Source organism: Paractinoplanes rishiriensis, from assembly GCF_016862375.1.
In the GTDB taxonomy this organism is placed as follows: Bacteria; Actinomycetota; Actinomycetes; order Mycobacteriales; family Micromonosporaceae; genus Actinoplanes; species Actinoplanes rishiriensis.
This window is the reverse complement of record NZ_BOMV01000059.1, coordinates 157465-178089: the sequence shown is the minus strand read 5'-3', so window position 1 is coordinate 178089 and position 20625 is coordinate 157465. Positions and strand designations below refer to the sequence as shown.

The window sequence follows — 20625 nt, the reverse complement described above, 5'->3', positions numbered from 1 at the left end:
GGCGCCACCGCTGTCCTAGGCTTGCCCGTCATGAGCAGAGGCGCCGCATTCTCCTACTCGCCGCTCTTGCCGATCGGCGACGACCTGACCGAGTACCGCCTGGTCACGGACGAGGGTGTGGACGTGGTGCACGGCCCCGGCGGCCGGCGGTTCCTGACCGTCGAGCCGTCGGTGATGACTCAGCTCACCGCCGAGGCGATGCACGACATCGCGCACTACCTGCGCCCGGCTCACCTGTCCCAGCTGCGCTCGATCATCGACGACCCGAAGGCCTCGCCGAACGACCGGTTCGTCGCGCTCGACCTGCTGCGCAACGCGAACATCGCGGCCGGCGGCGTGCTGCCGATGTGCCAGGACACCGGCACCGCGATCGTGATGGGCAAGCGCGGCCGGCACGTGCTCACCGACGGCCGCGACGAGCAGGCCATCGCGCAGGGGGTCTACCAGGCGTACACCCGGCTCAACCTGCGCTATTCGCAGCTCGCGCCGCTGACCATGTGGGACGAGCGGAACACCGGTTCCAACCTGCCGGCCCAGATCGAGCTGTACGCCGAGGACCCAGGTGGCCAGCCGGACGCGTACAAGTTCCTGTTCATGGCCAAGGGCGGCGGCTCGGCCAACAAGTCGTACCTCTACCAGGAGACCAAGGCGCTGCTGAACCCGGCGCGGATGATGCAGTTCCTGGACGAGAAACTCCGGCTGATCGGCACGTCGGCCTGCCCGCCGTACCACCTGGCCGTGGTCATCGGCGGCACCAGCGCCGAGTTCGCGCTCAAGACGGCCAAGCTGGCCAGCGCGAAATACCTGGACAACCTGCCCCGGCACGGCACCATGTCGGCGCACGGCTTCCGCGACCTGGAACTGGAGGCCGCGGTGCTCGAACTGACCCGCGACTTCGGCATCGGCGCCCAGTTCGGCGGCCGCTACTTCTGCCACGACGTGCGCGTGATCCGGCTGCCCCGGCACGGCGCCTCCTGCCCGGTCGCGATCGCGGTCTCCTGCTCCGCCGACCGCCAGGCCCTTGCCAAGATCACCCCGTCCGGCGTCTGGCTGGAGCGGCTCGAGACCGACCCGGCCCGCTTCCTGCCGGACGTCGAACTCGACGAGGGCCCGGTCGTCCAGGTCGACCTCAACCGCCCGATGGCCGAGATCCGCGCCGAACTGACCCAATACCCGGTGAAGACCCGGCTGTCGCTGACCGGCCCGCTGGTGGTGGCCCGCGACATCGCCCACGCCAAGATCGCCGAGCGCCTCGCGGCCGGCGAGCCGATGCCGCAGTACCTGCGCGACCACGCGGTCTACTACGCCGGCCCGGCGAAGACCCCCGAGGGCTACGCGTCGGGTTCGTTCGGCCCGACCACGGCCGGCCGGATGGACGCGTACGTCGAGCAGTTCCAGGCCGCCGGCGGTTCCCTGGTGATGCTGGCGAAGGGCAACCGCTCGACCCAGGTGACCGACGCCTGCAAGTCCCACGGCGGCTTCTACCTGGGCTCGATCGGCGGCCCGGCGGCGCGGCTGGCCCAGGACTGCATCCGGAACGTCGAGGTGCTCGAATACCCCGAACTGGGCATGGAAGCGGTCTGGAAGATCGAGGTGGAGAACTTCCCGGCCTTCATCGTGGTCGACGACAAGGGCAACGACTTCTTCGCCGAGGTGACCCGCCCCAAGACGGTCGTCCAGATCGGAACGGGCCGCGCCTAACCCGGGTCAGCCGCAGTAGCCGGCTACCGGGTTCAGCCACTCGGTGAACTGGGCCTCTACGGATTTGTTCAGGTCGGTCAGGGTTTTGACCTTGTCCATGTACTTGCGGTCCTTGGCGCTCGTCTCCAGCTTGGCGGCGGAGACCTTGCCGGCGGCCTGGAAGTCGGGGTTTTCGGCGGCGGCGGTTTCCTTGCGGATTTTGGTGGCTGCGGCCTGGAGCTGGCCGGCTGCCACGCGTTCGGCCTTTTCCGCCTCGGAGGTTTGCTTCTCCTCCTTGTAGGTCACCATCTTGCCCATCGCGGTGCCGAACGCTCGCAGCTCCGTGGTGTACAGCGTCTTCAGCTTGTCGCAGACCAGCCTGGTGCTGGCCGAATAGTCCGGAGGTGCGGTGTTGGCCGCGGTGGACGGTGCCACCGACGGGGGTGAGCTGGCGGCGGTGGTGTCGGTGCTGGTCGCGTCGCTGTCACAGGCGGAGCCGGCCAGCACGGTGGCGCCGGCGAGCACGGCCACGATGGCGCGTCGCATCAGGAGATCCTTGTCGTCGGGGGTGCAAACCTTGCCGAGGTTACGTTCCGCCGCGCCGCTCGTCCAACCGAGAGTGATCATCGTGATACGAACAGCCCGCCCGAGCCGGTGGCCGGGCGGGCTCTCAGTCCCCCGTGAAACACAATGCGGCGCCCCACCGCGCTGGGGCGATGCCTTGGGAACATCCGCGGTGGAGCGACGCAAGTACAGCTTGCCCGGCCACGCTCTCGGATCGCTGTCGATCCGCTCTCACCGATCTCGGTTACGCTTCTCCGACCGGAACAGGGTCGGGGTGGCGCAAGCGCGACGCGTCTCACGGCCACTGTCAGTCACCAGCGATCACCACGGGGTGTGATGGGTGATCAGATATAGCGTGCTCGGTCCGCTCGCGGTCGCCGGTGATCCGATCACCGCGGGGCGGGATCGCATCGTGCTGGCCATGATGCTGCTGCACCCGGACCGGGTGCTCACCGCCGCCGAACTGATCGACGCGGTCTGGGACGAGCAGCCGCCGTCCACCGCGCGCGGCCAGTTGCAGACCTGCGTGTCCCGGCTGCGGCGGGCGTTGCCGTCGGGCGTGATCAGCACCGACCCGGCCGGCTACCGGTTCGCGCTGGCACCGGACGAATTGGACGCTGCGGTCTTCGGGCGGCTGGTGGCGCAGGCCCGCGAGCGGCGCGACCCGGATCTCTACCGGCGGGCGCTGGAGCTCTGGCGGGCGCCGGCCCTCGTCGAGATCGACAGCCAGGCGGTGCGGCGGGCCGCCGCGGTGCTGGACGAGCAGCGCGCGGTGGCCATCGAGGACTGGGTCGACCTGGCGCTCTCCGCGGGACACGACCGCGACCTGGTCGGCGAGTTGTCCGGACTGGTCGAGCAGTTCCCGCTGCGGGAACGGCTGCGCGGGCAGCTGATGGTGGCGCTGGCCCGGGCCGGGCGGCAGGCCGACGCGCTCGCCGAATACCGGCGGGCCCGCGCCGCGCTGCGCGAGGAACTGGGCATCGAGCCGGGCCGGGCACTGCGCGAGCTGCACAAGCAGATCCTGGCCGGCGAGCCGCCGGAGGAACGGGCGGAAATGATCCGCTGCCTGCCGCGTACGGTCGGCGACTTCACCGGACGCGAAGCGGCGGTGCGCCGGCTGCTCGGCGTGGTCGAGGCGGCCGGCCCGCACGAGCCGGCCCTCGCGGTGATCGACGGGATGGCCGGCAGCGGCAAGACGACCCTGGCCCTGCACGTGGCGTCGCTGGTCGGCGACCAGTTCCCGGACGCGCACCTGTTCGTCGACCTGCACGGGCACAGCGACCGCGAACCGCTGGACCCGGCGGTCGCACTCCTGCTGCTGCTGCGCCAGCTGGGCATCGACGCCGACCGAGTGCCGCCGGCCTTGGACGAGCGGATCGACCTGTGGCGCAACGAACTGGCCCGGCGCCGGGTGCTCGCGGTGCTGGACAACGCCGCCTCCACCCGGCAGATCGCCGAGCTGCTGCCGGCCGCGCCGGGCAGTCTCGCGCTGGTCACCAGCCGCCGCCGGTTGTCCGGTCTGGACTCGGTGCACAACGAGTCGCTGTCGGTGTTCACCGAGGACGAGGCGCTCGCCATGCTGGCCCGGATCGCCGGCGAGCGGGTCGGCCTGGAACCGGAGGCCGCCGCCGAGGTGGTGCAGCGGTGCGGCGGGCTGCCGCTGGCGCTGCGGCTGGCCGGCGCCCGGCTCGCGCACCGGCCGCGCTGGCAGGTGGCCGACCTGGTACGCCGGATCGGCACCTCGGCACTGCCCGAACTGGCCGCCGAGGACCGGACCGTGGCCGGCGCGTTCGCCCTGTCCTACGGCCAGCTCGCGGCTCCGGCGCAGCGGCTGTTCCGGCTGCTCGGCCTGCATCCGGCGCCCCGGTTCGACGTGCTCGCGGTGGCCGCGATCGACGACCTGTCCACCGCCGACGCCGAGGATCTGATCGACGACCTGGTCGACGTACACCTTCTTGAGGAGCCGGCGCCCGGCGTCTTCAGATTTCACGATCTGCTGCGCGAATACGCGACCGCGCTGGCCGCCGAACTGCCCGAGGCCGAGCGGACGGCGGGGCTGGTCCGGGCGCTCGACCTGGCCCTGCACGCGGCCGTGGCGACCAGCGTCAACGCCCGGCGCAGCGCGCTGATCCGCGACCTGGGCCGGCCCGAGCCGCTGCGTCCCGATCTGCTGGCGGCGCTGACCGGACCGGACGAGCGGCTGGAGCGGGAACGCCCGGCGCTGGCCGGTTACGTGGACGCGGCGTTCGCGGCCGACCGGCCCGACTACGGCTGGATGCTGCCCCGCGCGGCCTGGCACTTCCTCTGGTCGCGCGGCTACACCGACGACATCGAGACGCTGCTGGCCCGGGCGCTGCTGGCGACCCGGCAGACCGGCGACCGGCGGGCCGAGGGGGTGGTGGCCAACTATCTGGCCTCGGCGCACTACCGGCACACCCGCTATCAGGCCGCGCGGCCGCTGCTGGAACGCAGCATCCGGCTGCTGCACGAGGTCGGCGACCCGATCAGCGCGGCCAACGCGATGTGCAACCTGGCCATCGTCTTCTACCAGGTCGGCCGGCTCACCGAGTCGGTGGAGCTGTGCGAGCGGGCCCTGGTGGTGCTGGCCAACCAGGACGAGGGCGTCAGCCCGGGGCTCTGCCTGGACGCACTGTCCTATTCGCTGGCCGCCCTGGGCCGGTACGACTACGCGTTGCGGATGCAGCGGCGCCGGTTCCTGCTGTCCGCGCTGACCGGCGACCGCAACGCCGTCCTGCACTCGCTCATGCACCTCACCGTGATCCGGCAGCGGGCCGGCCGGATCGCCCCGGCGGTGGCCGAACGCAACTACCGCACCCTGCTGCGCTGGGGCATCCGGCTGCCCTACCGTGCGCTGGTGTCCGATGTGACCAGTGAGCTCGCCGTCGTGCTGCTCGACCAGGGCCGCTCCGGCGAGGCGATGGCCGAGCTGCGCCGCTCGTTCGCCCTGTTCCGGGACATGGGCGACCGTCGCCTGGTGCCGTGGATTCTCAACCTGATGGGCCGGATCACCCGCGAGTCCGGCGACCCGGCCGGCGCCGCCGAGCTGCACCGGCGGGCGTTCGACCGGGCGGCCGCGGTGCCGCAGCCGATCGAGCAGGGCCGCGCGCTGCTCGGCCTCGGTGACTGCCTGGCGGCGGACGATCCGGCGGGCGCCGCCGCTAACTGGCGCGAGGCCCGGGACATCTTCGAGCGCCTCCAGGTGCCCGAGCGGGCCGAGGCGGAGCGCCGGCTGGGTGATCCCGTTGCGGTGGGTGGTCGATGATCCGGTACGGGGTGCTGGGCCCGCTCGCGGTGGCCGGCGACGCGGTGACCGCGGGCCGGGACCGGGTGGTGCTGGCGATGCTGCTGTTGCACGCCGATCGGGTGCTGACCGCCGGCGAGTTGATCGACGCGGTCTGGGGCGACGGTCCACCGTCAACCGCCCGCGGCCAGTTGCAGACCTGCGTGTCCCGGTTGCGGCGGGTGTTGCCGCCGGACGCGATCGGCACCTCGCCGGCCGGCTACCGGTTCGCCGCGCATCCCGAGGAACTGGACGCCGAGGTCTTTGCCCGGTTGGTCGCCGAGGCCCGCGAGCGGCGCGACCCGGCGCTGTTCCGGCAGGCCCTCGACCTGTGGCGGGGACCGGCACTGGCCGAAATCGACAGCGCCGCGGTGCGCCGGCACGCGGCCGTGTGGGACGAGCGCCGGATGACCGTGACCGAGGAGTGGGCCGAGCTCGAACTGGCCACCGGCGCCGAACCCGACCTGCTCAGCGAGCTGGCCGGGCTGGTCGAGCGGTTCCCGCTGCGGGAGCGGCTGCGCGGTCAGCTGATGGTGGCCCTGTTCCGGGCCGGCCGGCAGGCCGACGCGCTCGCCGAGTTCCGCCGGGCCCGCGACGCGCTGCGTGACGAGCTGGGCGTCGACCCGGGACGCGAGCTGCGCGACCTGCATCAGCAGATCCTGGTGGGGCAGCTGCCGGGCGCCGAGTTGCCGACGCCGGCCCGGGTGCGCTGCCTGCCGCGTACGGTCGGCGACTTCACCGGCCGCCAGGCCGTGTTGGACCGCCTGGTGCGCACCGTCGAGGATGCCGAACCGACCGGCCCGGTGGTGCTGGCGATCGAGGGGATGGCCGGCAGCGGCAAGACCACGGTGGCCCTGCACGTCGCCTCGCTGCTCGGCGACCGCTACCCGGACGCGCACCTGTTCGTCGACCTGTACGGGCACAGCGACAAGCAGCCGCTGGACCCGGCCGCCGCGGTGCTGAGCCTGCTGCGGCAGCTCGGCGTCAGCCCGGATGCGGTGCCGATGGAACCGCGCGACCGGGTGGCCCTGTGGCGCAGCGAGGTGGCCCGGCGCCGGGTGCTGGTGGTTTTCGACAACGCCTACACAAGTGCCCAGCTCACCGATCTGTTGCCTACCTCGCCGGGCGCGCTCGCCCTGGTCACCAGCCGGCGCCGGCTGGTCGGCCTGGACGGCGTGCACCCGGTGTCGCTGCCGGTGCTGACGCCCGCCGAGGCCGCCACCATGCTGGCCCGGATCGCCGGCGAGCGGGTGCTGGCCGAACCGGAGGCCGCCGCCGAGGTGGTCCGGCGCTGCGGTGGCCTGCCGCTGGCGCTGCGGCTGGCCGGTGCCCGGCTGGCGCACCGCCCCCGGTGGCGGGTGTCCGACCTGGTCCGCCGGCTGGGCGCGTCGGCGCTGCCGGAACTGGCCGCCGAGGACCGCTCGGTCGCGGACGCGTTCACCCTCTCTTACGGCCACCTGCCGGAGAACGCCAAGCGGGTGTTCCGGCTGCTGGGCCTCTATCCGGGCGGCAGTTTGGACGCGCTGGCCGCGGCGGCGCTGACCGGCCTGCCGCTGACCGACGCCCGGGACGCGCTGGACGACCTGATCGACGTGCACCTGCTCGAGGAGCCCGAGCCGGACGTCCACCACCTGCACGACCTGCTACGCGAGTTCGCCGCCGCGCTGGCCGCCGACGTGCCGGACGCCGAACGCCGCGAGGCGCTGACCGGGGTGCTGGACTTCCAGCTGCACGCGGCCGCGGCGACCATGCCGGCCGCGTTCCGCGAACTGTCCGACCGGGACCTCGGCGGGCCGCAGGCGCGACGGCCCGACCTGCTGGCCGAGATCACCGACCCGGCGGCCCGGTTCGAGCGGGAACGGCCCAACCTGCCCGCTCTGGTCGGGGTCGCGGCCGCGGCCGGACACCCGGAGTACGCCTGGTGGATTCCGCGGGTGGCCTGGTGGTACCTGTTCACCCGCGGCTTCGGCCTCGAGGTGGCGGCCCTGTTCGACCGGGCGATGCCGCTGGTCGAGGCGAGCGGCGACCGGGCCGGGCTGGCCACCGTGGCCAACTACCTGGCCTCCGGCTACACCCGGGTGGGTGAGCCGGGCCGGGCCACCGAGTTGCTCCAGCTCGCCATCCGGCTGCGCGCCGAACTGGGCCAGCAGAGCGCGGTGGCCAGCGCGATGGGCAACCTGGCCGCGGTCTACGAGTCGATGGGCCGGTTCGCCGAGGCGGTCGAGCAGTCGCTGGAGGCGCGCCGGGTGGCGGCCCTCGCCCGGGACCGGACCCGTGACCTGGCGGCCCTCAAATACCTGTGCGTCGGCTGCGCCCGGCTGGGCCGGCACGCTGAGGCGCTGTACTTCGCCCGGTTGCTGCTGATGAGCGGGATCGACCAGAACGACGAGTCGGTGGTGCTCGACTCGCTGATTCAGGCGTACCGGATCCGGCGCTGGCAGGGCAGCCTGCCGGTGGCGACGCTGCGCCGCCGGTTCGAGGTGGTGCTGCGGCGGGCGCAGCGCCTGCGGGTGCTGCCGATCGAGGGCGAGACGCACAGCGAGCTGGCCCAGCTGTTGCGCAGCGAGGGCCGGTTCGCCGAGGCCGGCGTCGAGCACCGGGCCGCGGTGGAGATCGCCCGGCAGACCGGCGACCGGCGGCACGAGGCCGAATTCCTGACCGAGTACGCGCGGACCTGCCGCGCGGCCGGCGACCTGGCCCGGTCGCGTGAGCTGTGCCGGGAGGTGCTCGACCTGGCCCGGACCGCGCGGCTGGGCTACGAGACGGCGCGCGCCGAGGCGGAGATCGCCGAGAGCCTGGCCGGCACCGACCCGGACCGGGCCCGCCGCTCGTGGACCGCGGCGCTGGCCGCGTACCGGGCGATGAATGTGCCGGAGCGGTTCGCGGTGGAGCGCCGGCTGGCCCGCTGGGGTGGCGAGGATCAACTGCGGCCCGGGGCCGGCCGAGAGACGATGGTGCGGTGACTACCGAGCAGAGTGGCTACCGGGTAGAGAAAGACACGATGGGCGAGGTGCGGGTGCCGGCCGACGCCCTCTGGCGGGCGCAGACCCAGCGGGCGGTGGAGAACTTCCCGATCTCGGGGCGGGGGCTGGAACCGGCCCACGTCGCGGCGCTGGCCCGGATCAAGGGCGCCGCCGCACAGGTGAACGCGAGTCTCGGCGTACTGGAAAAGGATCTCGCCGAAGCGATAGCGACGGCAGCGGCGCACGTGGCCGCCGGGGGTTATGACGACCAGTTCCCGATCGACGTCTTCCAGACCGGCTCGGGCACCTCCTCGAACATGAACGCCAACGAGGTCATCGCCACCCTGGCCGCCCGCGAGCTGGGTCGCGAGGTGCACCCGAACGACCACGTCAACGCGTCGCAGTCCAGTAACGACGTCTTCCCGTCCTCGATCCACCTGGCCGCCACCGAGGCGGTCGCCGAGCAGCTGATCCCGGCGCTCGAGCACCTGTCCGCGGCGCTGTCCGCCAAGGCCGGCGAGTGGGCCGAAGTGGTCAAGAGCGGCCGGACCCACCTGATGGACGCCACCCCGGTCACGCTGGGCCAGGAGTTCTCCGGGTACGCACAACAGGTGGCCAACGGCATCGAGCGGCTCGAGGCGACCCTGCCCCGGCTGGCCGAGTTGCCGCTCGGCGGCACCGCGGTCGGCACCGGGGTGAACACCCCGCCCGGCTTCGCGGCCGCGGTCATCGATCGGCTCCGGGAGACCACCGGCCTGCCGGTGACCGAGGCTCGCAACCACTTCGAGGCGCAGGGTGCCCGGGACGCGCTGGTCGAGGCGTCCGGCCAGCTCCGGGTGATCGCGGTGGGGCTCTACAAGATCGTCAACGACATCCGCTGGATGGGCTCGGGACCGCGGGCCGGCCTGCGCGAACTGCGCCTGCCCGACCTCCAGCCGGGCTCGTCGATCATGCCGGGCAAGGTCAACCCGGTGGTGCCCGAGGCGGTCCGCCAGGTCTGCGCCCAGGTGATCGGCAACGACGCCGCCGTCGCGTTCGCCGGGAGCCAGGGCGACTTCGAGCTCAACGTCATGCTTCCGGTGATGGGCCGCAACCTGCTGGAGTCGATCCGGCTGCTGGGGAATTCGTCCCGCATGCTGGCCGACCGGTGCGTGGCCGGGCTCGAGGCGAACGTCGAGGTCGCGCGGGGATACGCGGAGGGCTCGCCGTCGATCGTCACCCCGCTCAACCGCTACCTCGGCTATGACGAGGCGGCCGCGATCGCCAAGGCCGCGCTGGCCTCCGGCCGGTCGATCCGCGAGGTGGTGATCGAACGCGGCCACGTCGCCTCCGGCACGCTCACCGAGGCACAGTTGGACGAGGCGCTGGACGTCCTCCGCATGACCCGGCCGTGACCCCAGTCGGTACCCTTGTGCGGTGACGCTGCGCTTGTACGACACCGCGACCCGATCCGTCCGGGACTTCGTCCCGAAGACGCCCGGTCAGGTCGGGATCTACCTGTGTGGTCTCACCGTGCAGTCCGTGCCGCACATCGGGCACCTGCGCTCCGGGGTCAACTACGACGTGCTGCGCCGCTGGCTGCTGCACACCAACCACGAGGTCACCTTCGTCCGTAACGTCACCGACGTCGACGACAAGATCCTCGACAAGGCGTGCGTGCAGGGCCGGCCGTTCTGGGCGATCGCGTACGCGAACAAGCTCGTCCTGGACGCCGACTACCGCGGCCTCAACGTGTTGCCGCCGACCTACGAGCCGCTGGCCACCGGGCACATGCTCGAGATGCACGAGCTGATCGGCGAGCTGATCGAGCGCGGGCACGCCTACCCGGCGGCCGGCGGCAACGGCGACGTCTACTTCGCCGTTCCGTCCTATTCCGAGTACGGCGCGCTGTCCGGGCAGAACCCCGACGACATGCGCCCGCCCACCGACGGCGGTGAGCCCGACAAGCACGACTACCGCGACTTCGCGCTGTGGAAGGGTGTCAAGGCCGACGAGCCGGCCGACGCCTCCTGGCCGTCGCCGTGGGGCCGCGGCCGGCCCGGCTGGCACATCGAGTGCTCGGCGATGGCCCGGCGCTACCTCGGCGACGAGTTCGACATCCACGGCGGCGGTCTCGACCTGACCTTCCCGCACCACGAGAACGAGATCGCCCAGTCCCGCTCGGCCGGGCTGCCGTTCGCCCGCTACTGGGTGCACAACGCGCTGCTCAACCTCGGCGAGGCCAAGATGAGCAAGTCGCTGGGCAACGTGATCGACATCGCCGCGGTGCAGGCCATGGGCATCCGCCTGGTCGAGCTGCGGTACTACTTCGGCACCCCGCACTACCGCTCCCGGATCGACTACTCCGACGATGCGCTGCGCGAGGCCGCGGTGGCCTACCGGCGGATCGAGGGCTTCGTGCACCGGGCCGCCGAGGTGGTCGGTCCGGGCCGGCCCAAGGACGTGCCGCCGGCGTTCGCCGCCGCGATGAACGACGACCTCAACACCTCGGCCGCGCTCGCGGTCGTGCACGACACCATCCGCGAGGGCAACACCGCTCTCGCGAACGGCGACGAGGCGGGCATCCGCGGCGCGCTCACCGCGGTCCGCGCAATGCTCGGCGTGCTCGGCCTCGACCCGCTCGACGAGGCGTGGACCGGCGGCGCCACCGTCGGGAGCGACCTCAAGCCGGTGGTTGACGCCCTGGTCAAGCTCGCGCTGGAGCAGCGCGCGCAGGCCCGGGCACGTAAGGACTGGTCCGCCGCCGACTCGGTGCGCGACCAGCTCAAGAACGCGGGAATTCAGGTGGAGGACACTCCGGCCGGGCCGCGCTGGACCGTAGGAGAGCACTGATGCCGGGTAATTCCCGCAACGCGAGCAAGCGGGTCGTGTCCAAGAAGGGCGCGGTCGCGGGCTCCGGAGGCAAGAACCGGAGCGGTCTCAAGGGCCGGGGCAAGACCCTGCCGGCCGACGAGCGACCGTGGCACAAGGGTTACTCGGGCACCGAGAAACTGCCCGAGAAAACCGCCCGTAAGCAGGACAAGGAGCGCCGCGCGGCGGCCGCCGAGGGCCGCGCGCCCAAGGTCGGCCTCCCGGGCACCAAGGACACCACCTGGGGCCGGGGCGGCCGAGACACCGGCCGGCCGATGCCGCAGCGCAATCCGCGCGCCGGTGTGCGCAGCGGCCCACGGGTCGCGCCGGGCCGCCGGTCCAACCCCACCAAGGAGGGCCCCGAGCTGCTGCTCGGCCGCAACCCGGTGGTCGAGGCGCTGCGCGCCGCGGTGCCGGCCACCGCACTGTACGTGGCCCTGGGCATCGACATCGACGACCGGGTGGCCGAGGCCGCCCGGACCGCCGGCGACCGCGGCATCCCGATCCTGGAGATCAGCCGCAACGAGCTCGACCGGATGACCGGCGGCGTGCTGCACCAGGGCATCGGCCTGCAGGTGCCGCCGTTCGCGTACGAGAACTACGACGACCTGCTGGCCGCGGCGCTTGAGCAGACCGCGCCGCTGCTGGTGGCCCTGGACGGAGTGACCGACCCGCGCAACGTGGGTGCGGTGATCCGGTCGGTGGCCGCGTTCGGCGGGCACGGCGTGTTCATGACCGAGCGGCGAGCGGCCGGCATCACGGCGACCGCCTGGCGCACCAGTGCCGGCGCGGCCGCCCGGGTCCCGGTCTCCCAGGTGGTCAACCTGACCCGCGCGGTCAAGGCGGCGCAGAAGGCCGGCTTCACCGCGATCGGCCTGGACGCCGACGGCGAAACCGGCCTCTACCAGCTGGAGGCCGCGGTCGGGCCGCTGCTCGTGGTGGTCGGCTCCGAGGGCCGGGGCCTGTCCCGCCTGGTCGGTGAGACCTGTGACCTGCGGGTCAGCATCCCGATGGCGTCCGAGGTGGAGTCGCTGAACGCGAGCGTGGCGGCCGCCGTGACGCTGGCCGAGGTGGCCCGCCGCCGGGTCCACGGCTGACGACTCAGTAGCAGGACTCAGTAGTACGCGCGCAGTTCGCTGCCGTCGGTGACGAACAACCGGCCACCCGCCACCACCGGCGGGTGGTCCTGGTAACTGCGGATCGCGGTCGCCGGTCGGGGCTTGCCGGTGGCCGCGTCGGCGATCGACAGCGGTGAGCCGGTGCCGTTGGGGGTGTAGAGCAGGCCGCCCGCGCGTACCGGCCGGCCGCCGGCCCGGGGCAGGTGGATCGACCAGAGCTTGCGTCCGGTGGCCGCGTCCAGGCACTCGACGCTGCGCTCCCGGATGAAATACAGGTGCCGGCGGTCGGCGGTGACGTCGCCGGTGGTCCAGTTCGCGGTCCAGAACACCCGGCCGGTGGCGGCGTCGACCGCGCTCAGGCCGTTTCCGGCGAGATAGAAGCGGCTGCCGTCCGGGCTGCTGCCGGCCGCGTACCAGTTGCGTTTCGTCTGCCAGAGCACCCGGCCGTCGGCGATGGACACCGCGACGGCGCCGCCGTTGGCGCGGCGCAGCAGCAGCCGCCCGCCGGCCGAGACCAGGCCGTCGCCGCGGTCGCCCTTCCGCAACCACAGACGCAGGCCGTCGGTGACCCGGTAGGCGATGGTCGAGGCGAGCCCGTCCTGGTTGCTGTCCAGCGCCACCACACCACGGTCGACGCGCATGTCGTAGCTGAACTTGGCCAGCCCTCGGCTCCAGAGCCGCGCGCCGTCGCCGGGATCGTACGCGGTCAGGAAGCTCTCGAACATGCTCCCCACGTTGCACGTCGAGGACAGCATCAGCAGTTTGCCGTCCGCGACCGCGAGCCGTCGGACGCTGGTGCGGGGCAGGTCGACGTGCCATTTCCGGGCGCCGGTGGCCGGGTCGTAGCCGCCGATGCCGCCCGGATCGCTGGTGAACAGCCGGCCGCCGGACACCACCGGCGCGACGCCGACCTCGCACAGCGACGTCGAGTGGGTGGCCAGGGTCCAGCGCTGCCGGACACCGCCCACGGTCTGGGCGTTCAGCCGGGACTCGTCCGGGTTGTAGTAGGTGTTGCCCGGCCCGTAGCCGGTCTGTGACCACTCCGACGGCGGTGCTGCCGCCGCCGCGGTCGCCGGCATCAGAACGAGCGCGGCGACCGCGGCGTACAACTTGATCTTCATGGTTTGATCAACGACGGATCACCACAGGGAGACGCCATAGGCCGCGCTGTAGAACGGCAGGGAGTCGGCGACCGGGAAGTAGTACGAGACCGGCACCGCCAGGCAGTTGCCCCCGACCAGCGAGGCGCCGCTGCTGACACCCTCCGGGGCCGGCGTGACGATGAACATGTTGATGTTCGAGCCGCCGGAGTCGCCGGGCTCGTAGCAGGCGTTGTTACGGGTCAGGCCGTAGACCGCGCCGGCCGCGTAGTTGACGGTCCAGTTCTTGCCGGTGATGCCGCCGCAGGTCAGCAGCGTGGTCCGGCCGGACTTGCAGATCAGGGTGCCGATCGGGCCGTCGGTGTAGCCGGAGTTGATGGTCAGGTAACCGGGGTAGAGCCAGATATACGCACCCTGCGCCCAGGCCCCGTTGGTGACCTGGATCAGCGCGTCGTCCCAGGTCGGGAACCAGGACGAGGTGAACGATCCGATGTTCACCCCGCCGGCGCCCACGGCCGCGGTGCCGTTGACGTTGTCGCCGGGGTCGCCGCAGTGCCCCGCGGTCAGCACATACTCGGTGCCGGCCGCGATGTTGCGCACGTTGAAGCCGGTCGAACAGCCGGTGCCCGCCGAGGTGTTGTCGTACGGCAGCCCGCCGTCCAGCCACGGGAAATTGGTGGGCTGCGGCCGGTGCGCCGACTCCTCGATGGCGACGGCCTGGCCGTACTTCTGCACCAGCGGCCGGATGGCCTCGGTGCGGCCGGTGGACACGGTCAGCACGACCTGGTTGCGCTGCACGTCGACGCCCCACGAGTGCGCGTCGGCGAGTGCCGCTGGGCTGGTCCGGGACAACTTGTCCAGATCGGTCTTCACGGCGTCCAGCTGCCGCTCGGTGCGGGCGACCAGAACCGCGGTCGCCCCGGCGCCGGTCACCACCTGCGCGTCGGCGGCCGTGGTCACCGCGACGCTGAGCTTGCCGGTGCGCGTCTCCAGCCACGACCCGCCGAACGCCGCGCCGAGCCGGCCGCGCAGCTGAGTGTCGGTGGTGGCGGAAACCGCCGCGGCGGTGCGTGCCTGCTTGAACTGCTCGGCGTTCAGGCCCAGGTCACGCTGGAGGGCGGCGAGCGCGGTGGCGTTGCCGGCCGGATCGGCCGGCCGGCCACCGGGCTGGGATGGGGTCCCGCCCTGCGGCGTCGCGACCGGGGCCCCGGACGAGGCCGGGGCGACCCGGTCGGGCTCGGCGGCGGACGCGGGCACGGCTGACCCGATCCCGGCCAGAATCATTGCCAGAAGGGCGGTGGTGGTGGCGCTGCGATGCATGGTTCCTCCCGCGGGAAGTGATTTCCCAGCAGGACCCGCGAGAGCGCGGATGGATACGTAGAAGTTTGATGGAGCCCCCGGTCGGGGTCGAACCGACGACCTCCCGTTTACAAGACGGGTGCTCTGGCCAGCTGAGCTACAGGGGCGCGGGCCTCAGCATAACGTCCCATTACTTAGTGACCGCCTTGGCATGTCACGTAAAAACCTTTACGTTTACAGCGCTGTTCCTCCACTCGGATCGTCCGGCACGTTCCTGCCGGTGGAAAGGAAGTCGGTTCACCATGGCTACGGTCACCTATGACAAGGCCTCTCGTATCTACCCGGGCTCTGAGCGCCCCGCGGTTAACGAGCTCAACCTCGAGATCGGCGACGGGGAGTTCCTCGTGCTGGTCGGCCCCTCCGGTTGCGGTAAGTCCACGAGCCTGCGCATGCTCGCCGGCCTCGAGGACGTCGACCGCGGTCGCATCCTCATCCAGGGCAAGGACGTCACCAACCTCCCGCCGAAGTCGCGCGACATCGCGATGGTCTTCCAGAACTACGCGCTGTACCCGCACATGTCGGTGTACGAGAACATGGCGTTCGCCCTGAAGCTGCGCAAGACCTCGAAGGCCGAGATCGACCGCCGCGTGAAGGAAGCCGCCCAGCTCCTCCAGCTCGACGAATACCTTTCCCGCAAGCCGAAGGCCCTCTCCGGTGGCCAGCGTCAGCGTGTCGCCATGGGTCGCGCCATCGTGCGTGAGCCGCAGGTGTTCCTCATGGACGAGCCGCTGTCGAACCTCGACGCGAAGCTCCGCGTGCAGACCCGCTCGCAGATCGCGACGCTCCAGGCCAAGCTCGGCGTCACCACCGTCTACGTGACCCACGACCAGGTCGAGGCCATGACCATGGGCCACCGGGTGGCGGTCATGCTGGACGGCGTGCTCCAGCAGGTGGACACCCCGCGGGCGCTGTACGACACCCCCGGCAACGTGTTCGTCGCGGGCTTCATGGGCTCCCCGGCCATGAACATCAAGACGGTGACGCTGACCGAGTCGGGCGCGGGCTTCGGTTCGCTGCTCATCCCCCTGTCCCGCGAGCAGGTCCATGCCGCGTCCAACGGTGGCGGCAAGGTCACCATCGGCTTCCGGCCCGAGGCGGCCGACCTGGTCTCGGCCAACGAGGGCGGCATGCCGATCGTCGTCGACCTGGTCGAGGACCTCGGCTCGGACGCCAACGTCTACGGCCACGCCGCCCTGGACGGTGGTTCGGAGCGCTTCACGGTCCGCACCGACCGCCGGCACATGCCGCACATGGGCGAGACCGTGTACGTGAAGCCGCAGGCCAACGCGATCCACGCGTTCAACGCGAACACGGGCGTGCGGATCTGACGCAGCTCTTCCGGAACGGGCGGCCTTCGGGCCGCCCGTTCTGCTTTTCCTACCCCGCGAAGGTCTGCAGAACGAAGTCCTTCTCAGCCACGCAGGCCAGGCGCTCGGTGTTCCAGGCGCAGGTGTCCGTCCGGATGTCCCGGAACGACCCGAGCGGCACCGCCTGATCGCCCAGGTGCCGGCCGGACACCGCGTGGTCGCTCGGCGAACGGCTGAGCGGCTTGGAGAACTCCAGCACGTTGCCGCCGTCAAGCCGGGCCGCCTCGCCGGCGTGCGTCCAGACCTTCCGGCCGGCCGCGTCGATCAGCGTCATCTCGCCGGAGGTGCTGCTGGCCAGCACCGCCTCGCCGACCGGCACCAGCGCGTCGACGTCAGCCAGCGGACGTCGCCAGACCCGTTTGCGCTCCGCCACGTCGAGCGCCACCACCGCGGCGGTGTCGCCGTCGAAAGCGACCTCCTCACCGAAGCAGACCCGGTCGTCGCCGCACGGCACCAGGTCTTTCATCCGGCTGTTCTGCGCCTGCGGTGTGTAGAGCACGCTCGGTTCGCCAAAACCCTCGAGTTGGTACGCGACCACGCGCTGATCCTCGGGCTGGAGCACGACGAGCCGGCCGTGGTGTGCGACCACCTCGTCCTGCGGCCCGGCCACGTTCTGCCGGGTGGTCAGCACCTTGCCGGTGTCGGCGTGGATGACCCGGGCCGACCGGTCGGCCGCGATCTGCACCACCCGCGGATCGTCGGCGAGGTCGGGTTCGTACGGCCGCCCGAAAACGGTGGCCGGGCCGGCCAGATCCTTGGGCGTGGTCACCGCGACCACGTTGGTGTCGAGCGAGAGGGTGCTGGCCGGGTCGGGTTGCGCCCAGCGCTGGACGCCGTCGGCCAGCCGCAGCCCGAGCAGCCGCTTGCCGGCGCGGTCGGCGATCACCGCGTTGCCGCCGGCGAAGTGCACCACGTCGTCGCTGCCGAGCGTGCGTTCCCAGAGCTTGGTGCCGCGCTCGGCGCCGATCACCACCATCCGCCGGGTGCTGGTCGCCGAGTCGACGTCGGTGAACAGGGCCAACCCGACGGGCAGCGCCGTCATCGACCGCCAGCGCGGGGCCCGGCCGATCTCGGCGCTGCTGCTCCAGGCGGGCTTGGTGGCGTCGAAGTCGATCGCCACCACGCCGACGGCCCCGCTGGTGGTGTCGGAGCTGGCGAAATAGGCGCGACTGCCATAGATCGCCGCATCGGACCAGTCCGCGGTGACCGGGACGGTCGGTGCGATGCGCTGGGGCTCGCTGAGCGGCCGGTAGTCCAGTGCCGGGTGGTCCGGCCAGAACGCCCAGGTGAGGACGCCGCCGGCGGCGACCAGGACGGCGACGGCGGCCGCCACGACGGCGTAGACGAGTCGCCGTTTCGGTCGCTTTGGCTGGGCGCCGCTGGCCGGGGGTGTGGGTGGCTGCCAGGGCGGCGTGCCCGCGGCATGGGGAGCAGAGTGCGGCGCGGCCTGATGCGGGAGGGCGGAGTAGGGCGCGGCGGTTTGGTGCGGCGGCGCGGAATTTGGTCGCGGGGTGCCCTGGTGCGGCGGGGCCGAGGTCTGTGGGGACGTCGAGTAGGGCGGGGGCGAGTGGGGCGCGGAGGGGTGGCCGGCCGCGAGCGCGGCCGCCTCGCCGGTGGCCCAGGGGTCGACCGGCGCGGCCCGCAGCCGCTCGTCGGTCTGCTCGGCAGGCTCCCTCGGCGCGGGCGCGGCTGGGGTCGGGGCTGGGGCCGGGGCTGGGGCTGGGGCTGCGGGTGCCGTGTCGTGGGTCGGTGGCGCGGCCGCGTCAGCCTTGGTGTCGGTGATCGGCGGGGTGCTGTCCGGGGTGAAGCGGGCCGGTGGCGCGCCCACCGAGGCCAGGATCGCGCCCTCGGCCACCGGCAACTCGGGCTGCTCCAGCACCGTCGGGGCGATGCCCAACTCGCTGTGCAGCAGCCGGGCCACCAGCGGCACCCGGGACGAGCCGCCAACCAGGAACAGCCCGGCCAGATCGGACGCGGACAGGCCGGCGGCGGCGAGCACCGCGGCCGTCTCGGCGACGCCGCGGCGGACCAGCGGGTCGGCGGCGGCCTCCAATTCGGCGCGGGTCAGGTGGACGGCGTGTTCGACGCCGGGGACCGGGACCGGGGCGAAGGCGCTGCGGGACAGCATCTCCTTGGCTCCGCGTACGTCCTCCCAGAATTGGCGCCGTGCGCGCCACTGCGCCAGGGTGACCGGATCGGTGAGCGCTCGCCACGCCTCAGGCTCGGCCGCCGAGAGGGATTTGCCCAGGTGATCGACCAGGGCGGCGTCGAGGTCGAGGCCGCCCAGGTCGTCGGCGCCGCCGGACGCCGTGACGGTGAACCGGCTGGGACCCTCGTTGCGCACCACCGCCACGTCGAGCGTGCCGCCACCGAAGTCGAAGACGGCCAGCGAGGCTCCGGCGGGCACCGGGCGGCGCAGGACGTCGGCGAAATAGCGTGCGGCGGCGACCGGCTCGGGGAGCAGGCGGGTGCCGGCCGGCCAGCCGGCTCGGTCGAGGGCGTCGGTCAGCACGGCTCGGCGCGGCTCGCCCCACGCGGCGGGGTGGGTGAGCACGGCGGGCGGCAGGTGGCCGGTGATCGCGACGGCCTCCCGCGAGACCGCCGTGAGCAGGGCCGCCAGCAGGTCGGGGACCGGCACCGCGGGACCGTCGCCGAGCAGCACCTCGCCGTCGTCGACGCGGCGTTTGGGGTGCGGCTCGATGCGGGCCGGTTCGGCGTGGCCCAGGCGGAGCGCGTCGGCGCCCACGTGCAGGCGGCCCGCGGTGTCGCGGAAGACGGCGGACGGCAGCAGCGGCTTGCCGTCGAACAGCAGCGGGCGGGTGCGTCCGTCGGGGTGACGAAGCATCGCGACCGTGTGCGAAGTGCCCAGGTCGACGCCGAGCAGGAAGCCCTCGATCTCCGTCACACCGGCCATGCTACGACCCGCCTACGACGCTTTAGGGTGGGCGCCATGCGGATCGAGCGGGTCACCGATGCCACTGCCGTGACCGCGGCAGCCGATCTCTTCGACGAGCCGCCGATTCCGGCGGCGACCGAGCGCTTTCTCGCCCATCCGGGGCACCATCTGCTGTTCGCGTACGACGACAGCGGGCGTGCGGTCGGCATGATCTCGGGGGTCGAGATGACCCATCCGGACAAGGGCACCGAGATGTTCATCTACGAGCTGGGGGTGGCACCCGCGGCCCGGCTGCAGGGGATCGCCACCCGGCTGGTCGCCGAACTCGCCGCGATCGCCCGGCGGAACGGCTGTTACGGCATGTGGGTGGGCACCGAGAACGACAACGCCGCGGCCCTGGCCACCTACCGCCGGGCCGGCGCCTCCGAGGAGACGTCGTTCACCCTGCTCAACTGGGACCTGCTCCAAGACTGAGCGAGGAAGCCCGACCGGACTTCCTCGCTCAACTTGTCCTACTTGTACTCTTCGTCGATCCCGGCGATCGGGCGGCCGTCCGGCGAGAACGGGCGCTGCGACGCCTCACCCTCGACCGGCTCCTCGTGCAGGCGCGGGTCCTCGGGCTCGACCGCGGGCCGTGGCTTCTCGCCGGCCGGCTTCCCGGGCTTCGCGGGCTTGGCCGGTGCCGGGTCGTCCTGCTTCGGCTTGTCCGCCGCCGGGTCGACCTGGCTGGTGTCCGGCTTGGTGTCGCCGAACGCGGGCGGCGTGGTGGCCGCCGGGAGCACCGCCATGCCGCCGGCCGGCAGCCCGGAGGTGTCCGGCTTGTCGCCGGCCGGCGCGGTCCGCGGCAGTTCGTTCACCGGCATCAGGCCGCCCAGGCCGCCGAGCAGCGGCAGGCCGCCGTCGAAGTGCTCGGCCTGGCGGGCGGTGGCCGGCTGCTGGATGGCGGCGCCGGAGAACCGGCCGTCCGGCGCGAGGCCGAACAGCGGCAGCCCGCCGAGCAGGTTGCGCAGCGGCAACTGCTGCAGGTTGAGTCGGTCGAGCGACGAGTTGCCGGCCGGCCGCTGCAGCGCGCTGCCGGGACGCTGGAGTGCGCCGCCGACCACGTCGGCCGCGGGCAGGCTGGGGCGCGGTTCGTTGGCGGACTCACCGGGCAGCAGCGGGTTGAGGTCGGGCGAGTTCTGCCCCGACTTGAACTGCATCACCGGGCTGTTGCCGAGCGGCGTCTGGCCCATCGTGCTGTACCGCAGCGGGTTCTGCACGTCGATGCCGTTGCTCTGGCCCAGCAGATCGGCGAGCCGCTCGTCCGCCTGCTGTTCCGCCGTGCCGGTTCCGGGCAGCAGGTCGGCCTGCGCGGGGGTGGCACCGAACAGGACGAACCCGCTGGCGGCAACCGCACCGGCATACCACAACTTGCGCACTGATTTCCT

The 20625-nt window shown here is 72.4% G+C and carries 13 protein-coding genes and 1 tRNA gene; 8 read left to right on the top strand and 6 right to left on the bottom strand.

What is annotated here, in order from left to right; translation table 11 throughout:
- The first annotated feature begins 30 nt into the window (after window positions 1-30).
- Complete coding sequence (locus Ari01nite_RS27205) at window positions 31-1701, top strand: fumarate hydratase (RefSeq protein ID WP_203785015.1); 1671 nt, start codon at window positions 31-33, stop codon at window positions 1699-1701.
- 6 nt (window positions 1702-1707) lie between these two features.
- Here Ari01nite_RS27205 and Ari01nite_RS27200 read toward each other — a convergent pair whose 3' ends face one another.
- Entirely contained in the window at window positions 1708-2226 is a 519-nt protein-coding gene (locus tag Ari01nite_RS27200; protein WP_203785014.1) for a prolipoprotein diacylglyceryl transferase, read from the bottom strand.
- A 358-nt stretch (window positions 2227-2584) separates the two neighbouring features.
- Between Ari01nite_RS27200 and Ari01nite_RS27195 the strand changes: the two genes are divergently transcribed.
- Genes Ari01nite_RS27195 through rlmB form a run of 5 tightly spaced genes read left to right on the top strand, consistent with a single transcriptional unit; the run spans window position 2585 to window position 12455 of the window.
- Entirely contained in the window at window positions 2585-5527 is a 2943-nt protein-coding gene (locus Ari01nite_RS27195; protein WP_239163064.1) for an AfsR/SARP family transcriptional regulator, read from the top strand.
- Window positions 5524-8508, top strand: coding sequence for an AfsR/SARP family transcriptional regulator (locus tag Ari01nite_RS27190; protein WP_239163063.1), 2985 nt, complete (start codon window positions 5524-5526; stop codon window positions 8506-8508). The genes Ari01nite_RS27195 and Ari01nite_RS27190 overlap by 4 nt, the downstream gene beginning before the upstream one ends.
- 38 nt (window positions 8509-8546) lie before the next feature.
- Window positions 8547-9902, top strand: a complete 1356-nt coding sequence (locus Ari01nite_RS27185) for a class II fumarate hydratase (protein ID WP_239163082.1) — start codon at window positions 8547-8549, stop codon at window positions 9900-9902.
- A gap of 22 nt (window positions 9903-9924) precedes the next feature.
- The gene (gene cysS / locus Ari01nite_RS27180; RefSeq protein ID WP_203785012.1) at window positions 9925-11340 is read left to right on the top strand and encodes a cysteine--tRNA ligase; all 1416 of its coding nucleotides are present in this window, start codon (window positions 9925-9927) and stop codon (window positions 11338-11340) included.
- The gene (gene rlmB, locus Ari01nite_RS27175) at window positions 11340-12455 is read left to right on the top strand and encodes a 23S rRNA (guanosine(2251)-2'-O)-methyltransferase RlmB (RefSeq protein ID WP_203785011.1); all 1116 of its coding nucleotides are present in this window, start codon (window positions 11340-11342) and stop codon (window positions 12453-12455) included. Before cysS ends, rlmB begins: the two co-directional genes overlap by 1 nt.
- Before the next feature lie 17 nt (window positions 12456-12472).
- Here the strand turns inward: rlmB and Ari01nite_RS27170 are convergent, their stop codons facing one another.
- The 3 genes from Ari01nite_RS27170 to Ari01nite_RS27160 all read right to left on the bottom strand — a co-directional run bounded on the left by Ari01nite_RS27170 (window position 12473) and on the right by Ari01nite_RS27160 (window position 15042).
- Window positions 12473-13597, bottom strand: coding sequence for an outer membrane protein assembly factor BamB family protein (locus tag Ari01nite_RS27170; RefSeq protein ID WP_203785010.1), 1125 nt, complete (start codon window positions 13595-13597; stop codon window positions 12473-12475).
- An 18-nt stretch (window positions 13598-13615) separates the two neighbouring features.
- On the bottom strand, window positions 13616-14896 hold the full coding sequence (locus Ari01nite_RS27165; protein WP_203785009.1) for a S1 family peptidase: 1281 nt from the start codon (window positions 14894-14896) through the stop codon (window positions 13616-13618).
- Between the two features lie 69 nt (window positions 14897-14965).
- Window positions 14966-15042: transfer RNA gene (locus tag Ari01nite_RS27160), tRNA-Thr, on the bottom strand.
- A 135-nt stretch (window positions 15043-15177) separates the two neighbouring features.
- Between Ari01nite_RS27160 and Ari01nite_RS27155 the strand changes: the two genes are divergently transcribed.
- Complete coding sequence (locus Ari01nite_RS27155) at window positions 15178-16263, top strand: ABC transporter ATP-binding protein (RefSeq protein ID WP_203785008.1); 1086 nt, start codon at window positions 15178-15180, stop codon at window positions 16261-16263.
- Between the two features lie 49 nt (window positions 16264-16312).
- Here the strand turns inward: Ari01nite_RS27155 and Ari01nite_RS27150 are convergent, their stop codons facing one another.
- On the bottom strand, window positions 16313-19207 hold the full coding sequence (locus Ari01nite_RS27150; RefSeq protein WP_438872231.1) for an Hsp70 family protein: 2895 nt from the start codon (window positions 19205-19207) through the stop codon (window positions 16313-16315).
- Window positions 19208-19252: 45 nt separating this feature from the next.
- Between Ari01nite_RS27150 and Ari01nite_RS27145 the strand changes: the two genes are divergently transcribed.
- Complete coding sequence (locus Ari01nite_RS27145) at window positions 19253-19672, top strand: GNAT family N-acetyltransferase (protein WP_203785006.1); 420 nt, start codon at window positions 19253-19255, stop codon at window positions 19670-19672.
- A gap of 38 nt (window positions 19673-19710) precedes the next feature.
- On the opposite strand, the gene Ari01nite_RS27140 is transcribed toward Ari01nite_RS27145, so the two are convergent.
- On the bottom strand, window positions 19711-20616 hold the full coding sequence (locus tag Ari01nite_RS27140) for a hypothetical protein (protein WP_203785005.1): 906 nt from the start codon (window positions 20614-20616) through the stop codon (window positions 19711-19713).
- Window positions 20617-20625 lie beyond the last annotated feature (9 nt).

Coding starts and splice junctions, on each gene's coding strand:
- Ari01nite_RS27170 (WP_203785010.1), bottom strand. CDS start 13,597: ATGAAGATCAAGTTGTACGCCGCGGTCGCCGCGCTCGTTCTGATGCCG.
- Ari01nite_RS27205 (WP_203785015.1), top strand. CDS start 31: ATGAGCAGAGGCGCCGCATTCTCCTACTCGCCGCTCTTGCCGATCGGC.
- Ari01nite_RS27190 (WP_239163063.1), top strand. CDS start 5,524: ATGATCCGGTACGGGGTGCTGGGCCCGCTCGCGGTGGCCGGCGACGCG.
- Ari01nite_RS27155 (WP_203785008.1), top strand. CDS start 15,178: ATGGCTACGGTCACCTATGACAAGGCCTCTCGTATCTACCCGGGCTCT.
- rlmB (WP_203785011.1), top strand. CDS start 11,340: ATGCCGGGTAATTCCCGCAACGCGAGCAAGCGGGTCGTGTCCAAGAAG.
- Ari01nite_RS27185 (WP_239163082.1), top strand. CDS start 8,547: ATGGGCGAGGTGCGGGTGCCGGCCGACGCCCTCTGGCGGGCGCAGACC.
- Ari01nite_RS27165 (WP_203785009.1), bottom strand. CDS start 14,896: ATGCATCGCAGCGCCACCACCACCGCCCTTCTGGCAATGATTCTGGCC.
- Ari01nite_RS27145 (WP_203785006.1), top strand. CDS start 19,253: ATGCGGATCGAGCGGGTCACCGATGCCACTGCCGTGACCGCGGCAGCC.
- Ari01nite_RS27200 (WP_203785014.1), bottom strand. CDS start 2,226: ATGCGACGCGCCATCGTGGCCGTGCTCGCCGGCGCCACCGTGCTGGCC.